15 protein-coding genes are annotated in these 17046 nt (G+C 33.7%); 11 read left to right on the plus strand and 4 right to left on the minus strand.

What is annotated here, in order from left to right:
* Positions 1-23 precede the first annotated feature (23 nt).
* Entirely contained in the window at positions 24-227 is a 204-nt protein-coding gene (locus EGI22_RS18205) for a VF530 family DNA-binding protein (protein ID WP_255069869.1), read from the plus strand.
* 139 nt (positions 228-366) lie between these two features.
* On the opposite strand, the gene EGI22_RS24180 is transcribed toward EGI22_RS18205, so the two are convergent.
* Genes EGI22_RS24180 through EGI22_RS18215 form a run of 3 tightly spaced genes read right to left on the minus strand, consistent with a single transcriptional unit; the run spans position 367 to position 824 of the window.
* Complete coding sequence (locus EGI22_RS24180; protein WP_369010881.1) at positions 367-504, minus strand: type II toxin-antitoxin system RelE/ParE family toxin; 138 nt, start codon at positions 502-504, stop codon at positions 367-369.
* Entirely contained in the window at positions 479-625 is a 147-nt protein-coding gene (locus tag EGI22_RS18210) for a type II toxin-antitoxin system RelE/ParE family toxin (protein WP_255069870.1), read from the minus strand. The genes EGI22_RS24180 and EGI22_RS18210 overlap by 26 nt, the downstream gene beginning before the upstream one ends.
* On the minus strand, positions 618-824 hold the full coding sequence (locus EGI22_RS18215) for a hypothetical protein (protein ID WP_255069871.1): 207 nt from the start codon (positions 822-824) through the stop codon (positions 618-620). Before EGI22_RS18215 ends, EGI22_RS18210 begins: the two co-directional genes overlap by 8 nt.
* A 551-nt stretch (positions 825-1375) precedes the next feature.
* Here EGI22_RS18215 and EGI22_RS18220 point away from each other — a divergent pair.
* From EGI22_RS18220 to EGI22_RS18230, 3 genes are all read left to right on the plus strand, one after another.
* Positions 1376-2263: a DnaJ C-terminal domain-containing protein gene (locus EGI22_RS18220; RefSeq protein WP_255069872.1), complete on the plus strand. Its 888-nt coding sequence runs from the start codon at positions 1376-1378 to the stop codon at positions 2261-2263.
* Between the two features lie 12 nt (positions 2264-2275).
* A complete protein-coding gene (locus EGI22_RS18225; protein WP_255069873.1) occupies positions 2276-2629 on the plus strand; it encodes a hypothetical protein in 354 nt (117 codons plus the stop codon).
* A gap of 249 nt (positions 2630-2878) precedes the next feature.
* Positions 2879-3424, plus strand: a complete 546-nt coding sequence (locus EGI22_RS18230) for a hypothetical protein (RefSeq protein ID WP_255069874.1) — start codon at positions 2879-2881, stop codon at positions 3422-3424.
* A 160-nt stretch (positions 3425-3584) separates the two neighbouring features.
* Here EGI22_RS18230 and EGI22_RS18235 read toward each other — a convergent pair whose 3' ends face one another.
* Positions 3585-3797, minus strand: a complete 213-nt coding sequence (locus EGI22_RS18235; protein WP_255069875.1) for a hypothetical protein — start codon at positions 3795-3797, stop codon at positions 3585-3587.
* Positions 3798-4258: 461 nt separating this feature from the next.
* Here EGI22_RS18235 and EGI22_RS18240 point away from each other — a divergent pair, with 461 nt between their 5' ends.
* The 7 genes from EGI22_RS18240 (at position 4259) to EGI22_RS18270 (ending at position 17028) form a co-directional block, all read left to right on the plus strand.
* The gene (locus EGI22_RS18240; protein WP_255069876.1) at positions 4259-8008 is read left to right on the plus strand and encodes an AAA family ATPase; all 3750 of its coding nucleotides are present in this window, start codon (positions 4259-4261) and stop codon (positions 8006-8008) included.
* Positions 8009-8165: 157 nt separating this feature from the next.
* Entirely contained in the window at positions 8166-8582 is a 417-nt protein-coding gene (locus tag EGI22_RS18245) for an SRPBCC family protein (RefSeq protein WP_255069877.1), read from the plus strand.
* Between the two features lie 301 nt (positions 8583-8883).
* The gene (locus EGI22_RS18250) at positions 8884-9546 is read left to right on the plus strand and encodes a rubrerythrin family protein (protein WP_255069878.1); all 663 of its coding nucleotides are present in this window, start codon (positions 8884-8886) and stop codon (positions 9544-9546) included.
* Between the two features lie 726 nt (positions 9547-10272).
* On the plus strand, positions 10273-11991 hold the full coding sequence (locus EGI22_RS18255; protein ID WP_255069879.1) for an alpha-keto acid decarboxylase family protein: 1719 nt from the start codon (positions 10273-10275) through the stop codon (positions 11989-11991).
* Between the two features lie 26 nt (positions 11992-12017).
* Positions 12018-14015 carry an FAD-dependent oxidoreductase gene (locus EGI22_RS18260; RefSeq protein WP_255069880.1) on the plus strand — a complete coding sequence of 666 codons (1998 nt, stop codon included), beginning with the start codon at positions 12018-12020 and terminating at the stop codon, positions 14013-14015.
* A gap of 15 nt (positions 14016-14030) precedes the next feature.
* Complete coding sequence (locus EGI22_RS18265) at positions 14031-15944, plus strand: LodA/GoxA family CTQ-dependent oxidase (RefSeq protein ID WP_255069881.1); 1914 nt, start codon at positions 14031-14033, stop codon at positions 15942-15944.
* Complete coding sequence (locus EGI22_RS18270; protein ID WP_255069882.1) at positions 15934-17028, plus strand: NAD(P)/FAD-dependent oxidoreductase; 1095 nt, start codon at positions 15934-15936, stop codon at positions 17026-17028. The genes EGI22_RS18265 and EGI22_RS18270 overlap by 11 nt, the downstream gene beginning before the upstream one ends.
* Positions 17029-17046 lie beyond the last annotated feature (18 nt).

A 17046-nucleotide genomic window follows, 5' to 3' on the forward strand; every position in this document is an offset into this window, starting at 1 on the left:
TAAAAACTTGGAGGTTATATTTTATGGATCCTTTACACGGTATTACTTTAGAACAAATTATCAAGGAATTGGTCATCAAAATCGGTTGGGACGAAATGTACCAAGCGGTCAGAATCAATTGCTTCCACTTTGACCCGAGCATAAAGTCCTCCCTAGCTTTTCTCCGAAAAACCCCTTGGGCAAGAACCAAAGTCGAGCAATTGTATATTAAGAGAATTGTGAAGTGATTTAAGTTCTAGCTCTACTTAGTCTTTAGACTAAGGTGCGGTGTGAGTTGGTCTTCAGACCGAAAATGAAATTTTCCAATTATTTCAATTTTCAACCATATTTCACTATCAATTTTCCAAAAGAAACACAAAGTACTTTTTATTCGTAAATATCTTTTCTATTTCCTAGAGTAATAATATCAATAATTAGTTCACTATCAAATATTTCGTAAATTATACGATAGTCGCCCGCTCTAACCCTAAATCCATCTCTACCTTTTAATTTTTTTATAGCCAACAGGACGCGGATTTAATTCTAAGCCCAGGATAGCTTCAATGATTGGTGCGGCAATGTTATCAGAAAGTTTATCCAGCTGTTTTTGTGCTTTTTTAGATAAAACCGCAGTATAATTAGGCATTTTTGGATTCTCGGCTTTTTAAATAATCAGAAAACAAAATACGTTCTCCTGTATCTTCTTTTTTAGCTTGGTCGAATAGCTTTATATCCTTTAACTCTTCCAATTCTTCCATAATAGTTTCAAACTCTTTGGTTGAAAGAATTACAAAGGATTTGTCGCCATTTGCATCTTTAATATATTGAGGGTGAACTTTTACCATTCTCTTAAAATTTGAAATTTAATATAAAAAAGAACCTCTAAAATCTATTTTTTCTGGAAACATATTTTCAACAGTTAAATATTTATTAATTTATCAAACATGTTTAAAAAGTAAACCTAAATTCTATATGTTAGTTTATGCTTTTTTTTAGGTTTCCCGAGCAAAAATAATTTATTGTTCCTTAACAAAACTAGTCAAAAAAGAAAATATACGCAAAATAAAGATTGATTTAGCTCTTAGCTCTCCTTAGTCTTCAGACTAAGGTGCGGTGTCAATTGGTCTTCAGACCAATAAAACATTTTCATATTTCTCTAATCTAAAACCTAAGTAAACTTCCACTTAGTCTGAAACTTAGCGAAGTACATAAAATTATTCACCTCAACCAAATTCAACAAAAAACAAATAATCCGCCCATTATTTATTAATTTCCAATAATTTATAGAAACGGATTTTCTAAAAATATGCCGCCAATTTGTTTTATCTTTTTCAAGAAAAAAGCAATGATTATCGTATAAATTTTGTTATTACTATGAAGCAAAATTTACATAAGCATGGAATACAAAGATTATTATAAAACCCTCGGCATCGACAAAAAAGCTTCGCAGGATGAGATAAAAAAAGCCTTTCGGAAATTGGCCGTAAAATACCATCCAGACAAAAATCCAGATGATAAAATAGCCGAAGCACAATTTAAACTTATCAACGAAGCCAATGGCGTTTTGAGCGATCCTGAAAAACGTAAAAAGTACGACGAATTGGGCGAAAACTGGCAACAATACGAACAATACGGCAAGCAACAAGGCGGAAATCCTTTCGGTGGAAATGGCAGACAATATGCCGGAAACACAGGCGGATTTAGCAATGACGGAGATTTTTCTGATTTTTTCGAGCAGTTTTTTGGTTCGGGTGGAAGGCAACGACCTAGAAATAGAAAAGGTGGCGACTACGAAACCGAGATGACCATCAGCTTAGATGAAGCCTACAAAGGAACGAGCAGAATCATCAATGTGGAAAGCGAAAAATTAAGAATAAGCACTAAACCTGGGGCATATACCGACCAGTTGTTGAAGATTGCTGGCAAGGGAGCTAAAGGAAGTACAGCGGCTTTGCGTGGGGATTTGTATGTCAGAATCAAAGTTCAAGATAAGGTTCCGTTCCAGAGGCGTGGCGACAATCTTTATGTTTCGCAGAACGTTTCTGTATATGATGCAGTACTAGGTGGAGAGATTTTGGCCGAAACCATGACGGGAAAAGTCAAAATGAAGATAGAAGCGGGAACACAAAACGGCAAAACTTTACGACTAAAAGGCAAAGGAATGCCCGTGTATGGAAAGGAGGGTAACTTCGGCGATTTATATGTACAAATCCAAGTTTTGATACCTGATAAGCTTACTGAAACTCAAAAGGAACTTTTTGAAAAACTGAAATCGGAACAATAAAATTTCAAAATCATGAGAACAAATGACATTACGCTCTATTTTTCTAATCCTCAAGCCAAAGTCATAGAGAATTTTGAAGAGGCTTTTTTTGATGTTAACCGCAAATATTCGCTTCATCAGGTGCCTTTGGTTAGAGGTTTGTCTGAAGAAAGTCTTACCCAAGCCTTGCAAGATTGCCTAAAAGTATGTCAATTGGCAGGCATCAACAGCAAACATCATTTTTGTAAAATTTACATTTATGATGAACAAACCAATTCGCTGCTGATAGAATGGAAAATGACCCAAAAAGGCCTAAATCTATTGTTGATGCAAATGCCATTGCTCAACGAAAACATCGCCAAATGTTATTGGGAAATGGCTGAATAAAAGCCTTTTGTGACTGATATTCCAAATTGCTTTATTGGAACTACAATAAGGCAGAATAGAGTATTATGCTCTAATAATCCGTTAATTTTCTAAAGGGGAATGTTTAATTTTCACACGACTAAAACTAATCTGCTTTTTTAATTTTTAACGATCATTTAATTTCATTTTGAGTCCAAATTGATGCTGTGTTTTCACTTTTGAAGTATAATCAACATACGGTTTGTTGAGAGAAATTAAATACTTACAAAAATGAAAAATATAATCATCACATCAGCCATTTTAGCTTCTGCTCTTGCTAGCAAAGTATCGGCACAAGATACCGAGTTATTTACCATAAAGCTTAAAGAAAACGTGGTGCCTATTGAGGTAATTTCGAAAGTAAAGTCTGACTTTCTAGATGGGAAAAGCATAGTTTACAAGGCACTTCCATTAGAATTGGTCGGCGAAACTTGGGTGGTAAAAGAAAACTTAAACATTGATCCTAATCAAAAGTTCGATGCATATCAGGTAAACTTGATGGGAAAAGATGAAAAAATCATGGCCATGTATGATAAAGACGGGAAATTAATCAGCTATCGCTCCAAAATGAAAGACGTAGCCCTGCCTATTGAAATCGATAAAACCATCGTAGAAACATACCCAGGATGGCATTTTGCAAAGAATAGTGAATCCATAACATTAAAAAGAAATGGCAAAAAAAGCATATTTTACAACATAGAAATCAAAAAAGGCAAAGAGAAACTGCACTTATTATTTGATGAAAATTATAATTTGTCCAAAACTTCAAAAATTTAAGCTAAAAAAGGAATAGCTTTTTGATACATATTTTCAGATTTTAGAAAAGCCGTCATTTTTGACGGTTTTTCTGTTTATAATAGCATTAAAGCGAAATAAAAATACAATTGAACAATTCTAAACTAATCTAAAAAACTAAATTTTAAGCAATCAAGATGCTCTAAAATATCTTTTTCACCATCTGAACATAAAAAGTACCATCACGCAGCCGAACTTCCTCTTTCTTCCAATTGCCATGTTTTAGCATAATCTTGGCCATTTCATCACTGATAATATCACTGCGGGTTTGCAAAAGCGTGCGATCCTCATACTTTTCAGTAATCTGCTCTACGCGGTTCTTACCCTTGGCCCGTTTTAAGGTGTACTTTAACATGCCGTAAAATAAGCAAAGGTAATTTTATTAGCCAAATAATGCTAAAATTGTTGCCTATAAATTCAAAGCCAAATTATGCTAAAAGATAATTGGTAAAATAACTCAAAAACAAACATTCTGAAACCCATTTTTTAAACCTAAACAAGTAATAACCAAAAGGCCAATAAACTATTGTAAATAAAGTTCTCAATATCTATATTTGTTTGTAAGAAAATTATTAATGAAAAATTAATGAATCTCTGTAAATAGACGATTTAATTATTGATCATCTAAATTTATTAAATAGAAATTAATTAGAAAAGTATCGAAAATTGAATCCTTTGAATCTTCCTAAAATACACTATTTACTTTTCGATAATCATGAAAATATAATTCATAAACTGAACATTTATATGTCCAAAAGCAATGGTAAATAACTCAATTTTGAAAAAAATATTTTTTTTCTTAACTCACTAGAGCAAATGATAGACACTGTACAAATAGAAAATGCTCTAGATAGAATTAATGGAGACATCTTCCAAGAATTTTGTAATCATTTTTTGTATCTGAAACTGAATCCAAATACAATCACACCGATTGGTAGTGTTATTGGTAAAGAAAAGTCAAGAAAAGGTATTCCTGATTCATATTTTACTAGTGCTGAAAATGAACTAATTTTTGCTGAATATACTACAAGAGAAAGATTAGAAAAAGGTCAAAGTTTTTACAATAAATTAAAATCAGATATTGAAAACTGCTTCGATACTTCAAAGACTTGTTTAAAGAAAGAAGAAATTGATAAAGTAATTTTATGCTTTACTGAACGTATTAAACCAGTTGAAAAGAAAAATCTTGAAGAGTTATGTAAAAAACATAATCCCAAGTGTATTCTTGATTTAAAAGGGATAAGAGATTTAGCATTTGCAGTACTTGATTATCCAATTTTAGGAACTTACGTTGGAATCAAAGTAGGAACTGGTCAAATTCAAGAACCTTCTGAATTTATTGCTAACTATGAAAAAAATAAAATCTCAACACCCTTAAGTAATATCTTTTTTGGTAGGGTTAAGGAATTAGAAGATGGGTTAAGGCATTTAGAAACAAATGATTTATTATTAGTTCATGGAGCTCCTGGAACTGGAAAATCAAAGTTTGCAATTGAACTTGCAAAACTTTATGCAGATAAAAATGAATTCTCCTTTTTATGTATCGGAAATAAAGGGATTCCAATATGGGAAGACCTTAAGACTATTGTCAGAATTGATAAAAAATATGTACTGTTAGTTGATGATGCAAATAGGTTAGCCAAGAATTTCCAATGGATATTAAGTCTATTTGAAGAAAGAGCTTCAAGAACGTTAAAGGTAATAGTTACTGTAAGAGATTATGCATTACCACAGGTGAAGTCAATTGCTATAAATTACGATTCTGCATCGATTGAAATTGGAGCGTTTTCAAATGATGAAATTAAAAATATTATTCAATCGGATGATTTTAAAATTAATGAACCATCATATGTTGATAGAATTCTAAAAATTGCTCAAGGAAATGCCCGATTGGCAATTATGTGTGCAAAAGTTGCTCTTAAAGCTAAAAATATATTAGAGCTTAATGACGTATCCCAGATTTATGATGAATACTTTGAACCTTTATTTAAAGAAGTTGAACTTTTAAAAGAACCAATTACTCAGAAATCATTAGCTCTAATATCATTCTTTTCACGGATTGACAGAGAAAATCGTGAACTATGTGATTTTATTTTTAAAAGTCTTGAAGTTGAAGAGAATAAGTTTTGGGAGATTTGTTATACTCTGCATGAATCCGAATTAGTCGACTTGTTCGAACAACAAGTTGTCAAAATATCAGACCAGATATTTTCAACTTATATTTTCTATAAAGCTGTCATTGATAACGAAACTTTAAGTTTTAATTTCTTTCTTAATAATTACTTGGACTATGAAAACAGAATCACTGACACTATTGTTCCTGTTATAAATACTTTCAACTACAAGCATATAGAGAAAAAGTTAAAACCATTAATTCTAAAAAAATGGTTCGATATTGAGAAGCAAGGTGAAAATCAAAATTCATTAAAGTATCTTGATTTATTTTGGTTCTATTTAAGTCCACAAGTAATCAATTTCTTAAAAAAACAAATTGATAATCAAGAAGCGGAATCAACAATAGAATATAGATATAGTTATGAATTAAATGAATTCTCATATGGAACGGGGAAAGACCTTGAAATTTTATCTCGATTCAGATATCATAGTGATGAACTTTTTAAGGATGCATTGGAGCTTATGTTTTATTATGCAATAAAAGTTCCATCTAAAATGCCAGCTGTAATTTATACTCTAAAAGAGAAATTCAGCTTTTCGAGATTAGGTTATATTTATGGATATCGCATTCAGCATATACTCTTTGATTTTTTGATTGCAAATGCTCAAACTAATAAAAATAAAGCAATTTATGAAAATGTCTTAACTGAAATACTTCCAAGTTTTTTAAAATTAGAGTATAGAGAAGATGAAGGAAATGGTAGAACAATAACATTTTATACGTATCACTTATGGCTTTCAGATTCGATAAAATCATTTAGAACTAAATGTTTTAATTATCTTTTACAAACTGGAAATAAGTCAATTGTATTGCAAATATTTTATCGGCTAAATTATTATGAATACAAACATTCCGATGATATATTAAAACATGACTTACATTTTATTTATCAGATAATTAATAAACATTTTTCTCCTGAAGAATTTGAAGATTGTTTTGTCCTTCAAAATGTACTTGAAGGATTAGACTGGCTTAAAGTTGATTATTCTAATGCAATTAAAAGTGAATATAACAGTAAGCTGTATCATTTAGCAGAAGTATTAAAAAGAGACAGGAAACGAAAAAAAGAATTAGGTTGGCAAGAAGAGGAAAAAGTTCATCAAAAGGAACTAAAAGAGTTTTGTAGCGATTTTGATATAATTAAATATGATTCTCTTTTCACCAATGTTTCTTTAATATTAGAAAATGTAAAAAAAGTAAGTCGAGGAAATCTAGTATGGCAATATGAAAATTCTTTAAATACAATATTTGGGAATCTTGCCGAAACAGATGCAAATCTCTTTTTAAAAGCACTTAGCCTCAACTTCACAAAGTTTAGTTTTAACCTCAATCTTGCTTACATTTTTAATCGCTTTTTTCAAACCGCCCCACAACTTTATTTTGAGCTTTATAAATTAATTATTGGTTTAAATAAAAATACGAAGTTCTGTTTTCATCAAACATTAAATGTCGATAATATAAGTGGAAAGCATTTATCACTGCTATATTCAGATTTGTTGGATTCAATTAAATCTTTGAACTCACAATGTATTTTCTGGGATTTAACTTTCGCTAGTAAGTATAAGGCGATAAAGGAAGAAAAAGAAATTTATTCTGAAATTCTTGAAATTGCTTTATCAAAAATTAAAACGGAACAAGTTAAAATTAGTGTTGGTCAGCATTTTATTGAAAAGTGTTTTTCATTTAACAATTTCTCAATTGAAACTCTAATTGAAGCTTATTTATATTCAAATGATATAGAGGAACATTTCGACTATGAGAAAAAGTTACTTAGAACTTTGTTGCAACTTGATTCAAATGTTTTAATTCGACTTTTAAAATTTAATTCTCCAAACAGAATATCATATCATGACTTAGGGCATGAGAACTTTGATTTTATTTGGGATTTGGATAATTACATAGATATAATTGACTCAATATTTGAATTTTATATAAGTTCTGAAACTTATTATTTTTCAGAGAATGCAGTAGCTTCCTTTTTCTCGCCTGCAAGAGATAAACACGGAAATAAGCCAATAAAATATTTGGAATCTACAATAGATAAAAATTTCATAAACGACAAATATATAGTTGTTGTTTTTAGCATCATTTGCAATAAATATCCTGATTTAAAAATGGAGTTTCTTGAAAGATTTCTTAAACTAAATAGTGATTTTGAGATTTTCAGGAATTTGGAAATTATTCAAAGTTTTCAAAGTTATTCTGGAAGTAGAATACCAAAATTAGAAAGTGAAAAAAAGACATGGAAGAATGTAATTTCTGTTATTAATGGACTTCCCAACAGATTAAATTATTTTGAACACAAAGAATTTGCAAATCGTCAGATTGATTATTGTAATTTAAGAATTAAGGATGAGATGAAAAGTGAATTCTATGAAGATTTTAAATAAAATATATCCATAAGCTTTATTTCTTATTAATTATCATTCAAAAAAAAAACTTTAAGCATATTTTTAAAATTAATAAGTTTGAAAACAATCTAAAATAATAGTTCTAAATGAATTTGTTTTAATCTTTTTTTTGTTGACTTTAAAAAACAAACCATCAATGACCCAAACCTTCACCATAAACAAACCTCCAAACCTAATTTTTGAGTATCTGACCGATATGGAAAAGTTTGTTTCGGTACATCCTGTTATTTCTAAAATGGATGATAGGGGAGGTGAAAATTATTTGGTCCATGAGACTTTGAAATTGGGTTTTATACCGTTTTCGTTTACTTATCCTGTAATAATCGAAAAAAACGAGCAAGAAAAGCAGGTAAAAATTCTGGCTACGGTAATGAAAATGACAAAAATAGAAATGGAATTTAACTTGAAAAAAGATGGCGATTACACGGTCGTTACTGAACAAATAAGTTTTAAATCTCCACTCCCGATAAAATTCATAATGAAAAGTATTTTCAGAAAACAACATACTCAGCTTTTTAAAAATATCGAGAAGCTCAAGCGAATTCCCTCTTAAATTTTGGCTCTTTCTCTTAATCAATTTTAAAAAATTAGAAATATTTTCACTAAAACCTCAAGGTTATTGTCGACCAATCCCTTCTTCTCAATCGGAGTGAGGATCAATGGAATTGATTTTTAAGAATGCTCAATTAATTTTTTCTTAGTGAATAGAAATATCTAGTTACTTATACCAAAAAACGCCGAAGTCTATTAAGCATAACCGAAGAAAAGTGAGAATTTTACAATTTAAAAGAAAAATTGCATAACATACAGAATAAGGATAAAGGTTTAATTTGCAGCTAATTAATTATAAGCAAATGAAATCGAATCTCACTTCTTCTAGTATTTTTTTAGGAATGTTTTGTTGCATTCTTATCTTCTCATGCAACAATAAAACGATTGAAAAAACGCCAACAAGTGAACAACGTAAGGTGGCAAAAGAGAAAACCATTGAAAATATGCTGTCGGCCTATAAGGCTGAGAAGACCTCAATAGCAAAATATGAAGCGTTTTCAAAGAAAGCCGAGGAAGATGGCTTTCACAATGTGGCTTTGCTATATAATGCAGCGGCTGCATCCGAAAATATTCATGCTATAAATCATAAAGCTGTAATAGAGGATGACGGAGGTACTTTGCCTATATTTACGCCTCAGTTCCAGGTAAATTCAACCAAAGAGAATTTAGAAAACAATATAAAAGAAGAAACCTTAGCGGCTAAAACAAAATATCCAGATTATTTAAAAACAGCAGAAATCGCCGAGGACTTAATAGCTCATTTAAGTCTCACTTATGCGATGAAAACCGAACAAAAACATAAGTTCTTTTTTGAGCAAGCTCTTGGAGATATCAATAGCAATACATTGAATAGTTTACCCTCAAAATATTACGTTTGTCCTGCCTGCGGAAATATCTATACGGACGCTCCAAGGCATTGCGATTTTTCACTAACTGACCGAGAAAAATTTATTGTGTTTCAATAAGATATTTTTAGGGCAAAACTCCATTGACCCTTATTTGGCAAGTTCTCAAATACTTGTCTAAGCTAGATAATATAGGATTTCCAATCCCATATATTATTAATTTTCAAAAACAAAACCTACGAATATTCCGCTCCTGATAAAATTCATCAGGGAAAGTATTTTTAGAATACAGCACACCCAACTTTTTAAAAATCTCAAGCTTTAAACTTAATGCTTTCCTATGTTTTGGCTATTTACTTCTTAGATCCTTTTAGCGGAAAACATCTGCCTTAATAGGTATAAATACCTGATTTTGAACTACTTTTTGGAATTATTAAAAGCAGTGGTTACTTTTGATAAGGTAAGCGATTAGTTATTGATTTTGTACAATCGTCAAAGAAAAGATTGTATTATTTATCAAATTCACAATTAAAAAATATAGCCCAAGCCAAATAAATGAAAGCTAATTTGAGCGTTTAAATATCTTCAAGAAATATTTAAGTAAGCAAAATAAAAGCCCTTCAAAATTCCATTTTCATCCTACATCTATAATAAAAACATTGTAAACCATCAAAGCTAAAATAGTACTTAGATAAAGAAATTTTAAATGCTTAGGATTCAAAAATAGGGCATATTTAATACTTGTTCTATGGGTAAAACTATTGTCCATTTGAAGTCCAAGATTAGATTATAAATGGTAAAAAATTGGAGTTTTAGAGAGAATGTTTAAAAATTAAATAAGCATACATGAAAACTAAAAAAGAATTTACAGTGGCAGACTATTTGCTTACTAGGATGTTACAATTAAATGTAACGGAGGTATTCCAAATACCGGGAGATTATGTAAAACACTTTACACAAGCTCTAGAGGATTTTGAAGGCATAGAAACTATAGGCACCTCAAATGAGCTAGATGCGGCATACGCAGCTGATGCCTATGGCCGAACCAGAGGCCTTGGTGCTGTGTCATTACAATATGGCGTAAGTACATACAGTGCCTTAAATGCCATAGCTGGAGCATATGTGGAGCGTAGCCCAGTTATAGTAATTAGTGCCTCGCCTGGTGCAGATGCTCGCCAAATCGGAAATATGTATAATGTACTTTACCATCATTCTACGGGGAATTTAAATGCTGACCAAGAGATTTTTGAGAGGGTTACTGTAGCTGCAGAAACTTTAAGCACATCTGCAAACGCTCCTGAAAAAATCGACAAGCTTATTATAGCGGCTCTTACGCACCAGCGTCCTGTGTATATTGCCTGCTATAAAGAAGTTTGGGCAGAACCATGTCCGAAACCATCAAATACCAAACTCAAGGCTATTGTTCCTAAAAGTGAGCCTGCGTCTCTTCAAAATGCCTTAACACAAGCTTGGAGTCAAATACAATTGGCAAAATCGCCTTTAATCTTTGCCGGGGTTGAGATTCTAAGACATGGTTTGGCAGAAAAATTAGAAAAATTGATAAAAGAAAGTGGTTTTTTATACACAACCACCACATTAGGAAAGACTGTTCTGGACGAAAAAGGCGATAAATTTATTGGAACTTATGCCGACCAAGCCTCCATTCCGGAGGTCATCCAAATAGTAGAAGCAGCCGACTGTATAATTTCTTTAGGGACCATCATCACTGACGACTACCTATGGTTGGTCGAAAATAAGTTTTCAGATATGATAATATGCACTACCCAAGAAATGCGAGCGGGCTATTTTACTTATCAAAATGTCAGTCTTGGAGATTTTCTTGATGGTTTAATAGAACTATTTAAAAAAGCCAAAGCATATCCTTTAACATTAAAAGCCCCTGCTCAGCCAAAATTTCCAGAGCCATGGAGCTCAAATTCTGACCCGAAATACAAGGAAAATGATGAAACTATTACCTATAATCGGTTTTTTGAGCAAACAACGGCATTTCTGAAAAAGAATAAAATGCTAGATGAAATAATAATGACTTATGGCGTAAGTTCGGCCATGTATGTGGCTACTAATATTTACGGAATGTCTCAAAATACCTACATATCGTCTGCTGCTTGGCAATGTATTGGATTTGAAACAGGAGCAGCATCGGGTGCTCAGCTAGGAAGCCGAAAACAAGCCTGGACTGTAGCTGGAGATGGTGGTTTTATGATGATAGCACAATCGCTTTCTACATTGGTAAAATATAAATTAAACGCCATAATATTTGTGATGAGCAATGGGGTCTATGCGATAGAGCAAGTTTATGTGGATATTAACTCATTTAAGGCCGGTCCACAGCACAAATTTGATGCCTTTGATATTCTACCTAAATGGGACTATCAAGCATTAGCAAAGGCATTTGGAGCAAATAGCTATCGTGCTGAAACAATATCAGACTTAAAAAAAGTATTGCATAAACTTAAGGAAAAAACAAATCTACCGACTTTGGTGGAAATCGTAATACCACAAAAAGACCTTGCTCAGCAGATGGCTAGGCTGGGAAATGAATAAAAATTATAACAAAAAAATATATAGTCATGAATAAAAAAACTTATTCCATTTTTGGAGCTGGAGCTGCAGGACTTTACACGGCTTGGCGATTGCTCGACGGTAAATCGAAAGAAGAAAATAATGAGAAAATGCTGGTACCAGGCGACGTATTGGAATTATACGATTGGGGGCAGTACGATTTTTCTAAAAAACAAAGCGGTACAAGAGCTCCGGGTGCTAGAGTATGCACCTGGCATTATCAAGACAATAAGGAAAATTCCTATTTAGAATTAGGTGGTATGCGGTATTCGCACTGGGACGGCTCTCCAATGGGTGCTGGCCATAGAGTGGTTACTGAAACTATTCACAAGTTAGATCTTAAAAAATATTCTGTGCCATTTAATGAATCTGCAGACCCGCTGATGTCTTTGAGGGCTAAAAACATGTATATATCAGACATCAATTCAAATCAGTCAGCACCATATAATTCCGCTAACTACGGAGCCGATGCTCCACCAGATGATGGTTTTACGACTATCCAGACGGTGGCTATAACACAAGAGTCGGGTCCTACCACTCGCAGAGAGTGGTGCAGGTTTTATGAAGAAGGAAAAATAAATATTGAAACAGCAGAGAGTGCAATTTTCAAAAAAGGCGACTTATTGAAAGATATCGGCTATTGGAATCTTGGCTATGACAGACTAGGCCAAGAGGGCTTTTCCTATTTGTCAGACGGCAACGGCTACTCATCGAATGTAGTAAATAGCCATAGTGCACAATCCTTTAATGTCAACGATGAGTTTACGCCAGGAACTGAGTACAAAACCCTAGTCAAGGGCTTTTCGAGTCTTTTTGATGGTTTATTTAATGAAGTAGTCGAGTTAGCAAAAAAGAAAGGTATAATATTAGAATATCATCCAAATACAAGACTTCGCTCAATACTTGATACCGAAGAGGGCATCAATTACACCACTGCCACTCGGGCAGCACCTGACAATTTATCAGAAAGCAAAACTTGTGATGCCGCGTTTTTAGCCATGCCAAGAGCGGCCATAGAATTGGTAGCTCAAGCCACAAGATACAGCGATAAAGAAGGCTTGGATGTTCTGAATGATGAAAAAGTTCAATTGTACCTTGAGTCTGTTATGATGGAGCCTTCTTATAAAATAGGAATGTTTTTTGACGAACCATGGTGGAGAAACACCCCAACCGGCGGCCCGACCTATCCAGCAAAACTTACGAGCTATTTCTTAACCAAGGAAGGAATTGGAAAATTAGAAAAGGAGAAATTTCCAGCTAAATATTTAAAAGCAATTGAAAACGCTAAAAAACCATTTCAAATTATCGGAACTTCGTATAATGATAAAGCGAGTTTTTTAGAGGCTATTCAATCACAAACAGAGGAGAGATTAAGCATTAAGGAGGAAAATCAAATCTTAGCGGTGGCAGAATTGGATACGATTGGGCCAAGTATAACAGATATGCCAATCCGACAGGTGGTATATTTTGGAGACAATGCTTTGAATAAGAAAGGTAAAAAAGTCTATGGCATATTGGCCAGTTATGATGATATAGTGTACACCACATTTTGGAAACCGCTAGAACTTGGGCCTTTCGCAAAAAGGAAAATTCCAGAATCAAGAGACATACAACCACTTGAGGGACCACGAGCAGCACCGCCGGTAATGATAAAAATGTTACGCCAACAGTTGGCAGCATTACATTTCGGTCCTCAGTCTGATTATTCATCAGTACCAGAGCCACTCGAAACCAAGTACATGGACTGGTCTCTCCCGCCGTTTAATGCGGGTTACCATGCATATAAGTCGCATTATAATTTAGGCGATGTGCAAAGAAAAATCAGAAAGCCTTCGCAGTTGATTCATGGAAAAGACAGCAATATTTTTATCGTAGGTGAAACCTACTCAAATGACCAGGCTTGGGTAGAGGGAGCTTTTTGTACTTCAGAATCGGTTTTAAATGATTTTTTTAGTATAAAACCAATTATAGACGAGAAACACTATCCATTTATTTGTCCAGAATAATAAAGCAAAAGAAAAATGAATATTAATGAAATTAACAGTTTAGCAATCTATCCTCCGATAGGTATTGCAAGAATAGGAAACTCTGATGCATATTTTCTCGCTTCGGATATACCTGGCATGGAAAAAACACCAGATGGTGGGTATAAAGACCGATTTGGCAAAATAAAAAAACAAGTAGCAAGGTTCAGAGTATATGCTTTTGATAAAGCAGGTATAGCTCTGGGCGAAGTAAAATCTGATATGGCAACCATCAAATGGACGGTTGATGTAGCAAATGTAAAAGCTGCTTGGTATCAATTTAACAATGCCATGGATCTTGGAAATTATAGCAAATCACCATCATTGCCGAGAAACAATAATGTTATTGGGTCTGATAGAAGTCAATTGGCCATTATCCCGAGTCAGAGAACTATCCAAGGTCAAAACCAAACAAGTCCACATTTTGACGATGGCTCTTTCTATGGTACAAAAGTAGACTTGGGGCATTTGCAAACCGATGAAGACGGTCGCTTACTATTTTTCTCTGGTAACGGAGGTGCGGCTTCAAAAGACAATATTCCTGCAACCACTTTTGCAAATAACGATGGCTGGCATGATGATACCTGCGACGGTGTAATTAGAGCAACAGTAGAAATAAATGGAAAAAGCTTAGTGGCCGAACCAGCAGTGGTGGCAGTAACACCGCCAAATTTTGGTCCAGGTCTGTATGGCGTGGTTACGATGAACGACGTGGTTCAGGATATGTTTATAAGAGAAATGAACTATCCTAACCCTGCTCAGGCTTGCCTAGAGTTTTGGAAACATATATATCCGATTTTTGAACGTATGACCAATACGCAATGGGTTAACCAAGGTTTCTTTATGCTTTTTGGAAAAAACTCCCCATCTGATTTTACAGATCCAAAGCTATTAAATCTTTTAAAAGACCCATCTGAAAGTTCAAAATCAATTAGAGAGCGAGTATTTAGTTGGTTTAGAAATCCACAATCTACGGATTTATCATCTGCAAAAGTTCCCCCATTTTATGGCGACGGATTTTCTGAATGGCCTGAAATTGCAATGGTAGATTTACCTTTGACCATTACTCAATATGATTGGTTGTCAAAATGGGCTTCTGGAAACTTTATAGAGGGTAAACCTACAGTACCAACCGAATTTGAGCTTCTTAGTCCACAAGAACAAATTGATTCCCTAAATCAAGCACCGCTAGAAGAATGTCTTGGTGGGCCATTTCATCCAGGAATAGAACTAACCTGGCCTATGCGAGAAAAACAAATGTGGCAAAAACCTTATAGACTAAAAATTGTAGCTGAAGGTGTGCCTACAAAATTAGATTTTGGTCCTGAGTTAACCCCAGAAATAGCACTAGGTGTAAATGGGCCTTGTTCTGTAAGTGGTCCTGGGTCATTAACTAGATGGTTGGGCGTACCCTGGCAAACAGACGAAGCCAGCTGTCTTTCGGGTTACACAGTCTCCAATTATCTTCCATTGCCTTCGTTTTGGGCAGCACGCGTGCCAAATCAAGTGCTTGCAGAAGACGGGTACTTAAGAATGAAGGATGGCACTGTAAATATAGCTCAACGGCTGAAACATTTTGATTACAGGCAGGATTGGTTGCGAGATATAGACGGCGACTATCTAAAAAAAATCAATCTAATGGTAAAAGAATGGAATGAATTAGGAATTGTTACAAGAGAAGAAGAAAATTCACCAAACAGTGAAAATGAATATCTTCCAGAATTAGCTTGGATTGAAAAAGGCAGAAATTTTAGGGAAGAAGACAAAGACCCTACATTCGCCCAGGTACTTTTTGCCGAAAAAGCAGAAATCCCAAGCTTAGAGGCAGCCGCTGAAAGAAGATTTTTATTAAAAGCTTCGGCTCCAAAAAGTAGTAGAGTTCGAAGAACCCTTGCCCGTGATGAGCGATAGAATTAATTACCAGGTTATAATAGTAGGTGGTGGCCCAGCAGGGATCGCCACCTCTTTGACTTTAACGGCAAGAGGAATTTCAAACTGTATAATTGAAGCAGATAATCAACCTAAAGTTAAAGCTGGTGAAGCCTTACCACCTAACGCCAAACAGCTTTTGATACAGTTAAATATTTTAGATTTAGTAAAGCATTCCAAGCATATTCCTTATTATGGAAACAAGAGTTGTTGGGGCGATACCGAACTCCAGCAAAAGGAATTTCTAAAAGGAGTTTTTGGCCACGGATACTTATTAGACAGACAATATTTTGAGAAACAATTACGAGACCGGGTAAAAACCACATCTTCAATACTTTATGAAGGTTTTAAATTAATAACCATTGAAAACAAGCCATCAAGAATAGAAGTTGAAATCGAAAAAGATTCTAAAATTATTAAATTAGCGGGTTCTTTTATTGTAGATGCTACAGGAAGAAAGGCTTCTGTATCTATAAAGCTAGGTCATTTAAAACAGACTTTGGATACCCAGTTTGCTTTAATTTTTAAAGTAAAATTAAACGAGCAAATCGAACAGCAGATTTTTGTAGAAGCTACTGAGAACGGTTGGTTTTATGTGGCACCATTAGGTAATAATGAGCTTAATATTATGTTTTTTACATTGCAAAACCTAATACCACTAAAGAAAGATTTGCCTCAATTTTTAAAAAGAGAATTAAAAAGTACTATACATTTATACAAATTTGTAATGCTTTCTGGATCATCATTAGAAAACGTAAAGCAAATACCTGCAGGAACTACCAGGTTAAGTATTCCTTTTGGAGAAAATTGGTTGGCGGTAGGGGATGCCGCTTTTTCTTATGACCCAATATCTTCTTACGGTATTACTTCGGCCTTAGGATCAGGCTATTATGCCGGAAATGCAATTTCAGATTATCTTCTAGGAAATAAAGACGGATTTAACGCTTATAGGTATATTTTGGAAAGTGCTTTTGCAACCTATATGGAAAAGTTAGTTCAACATTATGATATTGAAAAAAGATGGCCTGAAAGCTTATATTGGAAAAATAGAATTAAATATTTCTAAGTTTCGCTTAAGCACGAA

It is taken from the genome of Lacihabitans sp. LS3-19 (assembly GCF_024343575.1).
Taxonomy (GTDB): domain Bacteria; phylum Bacteroidota; class Bacteroidia; order Cytophagales; family Spirosomataceae; genus Leadbetterella.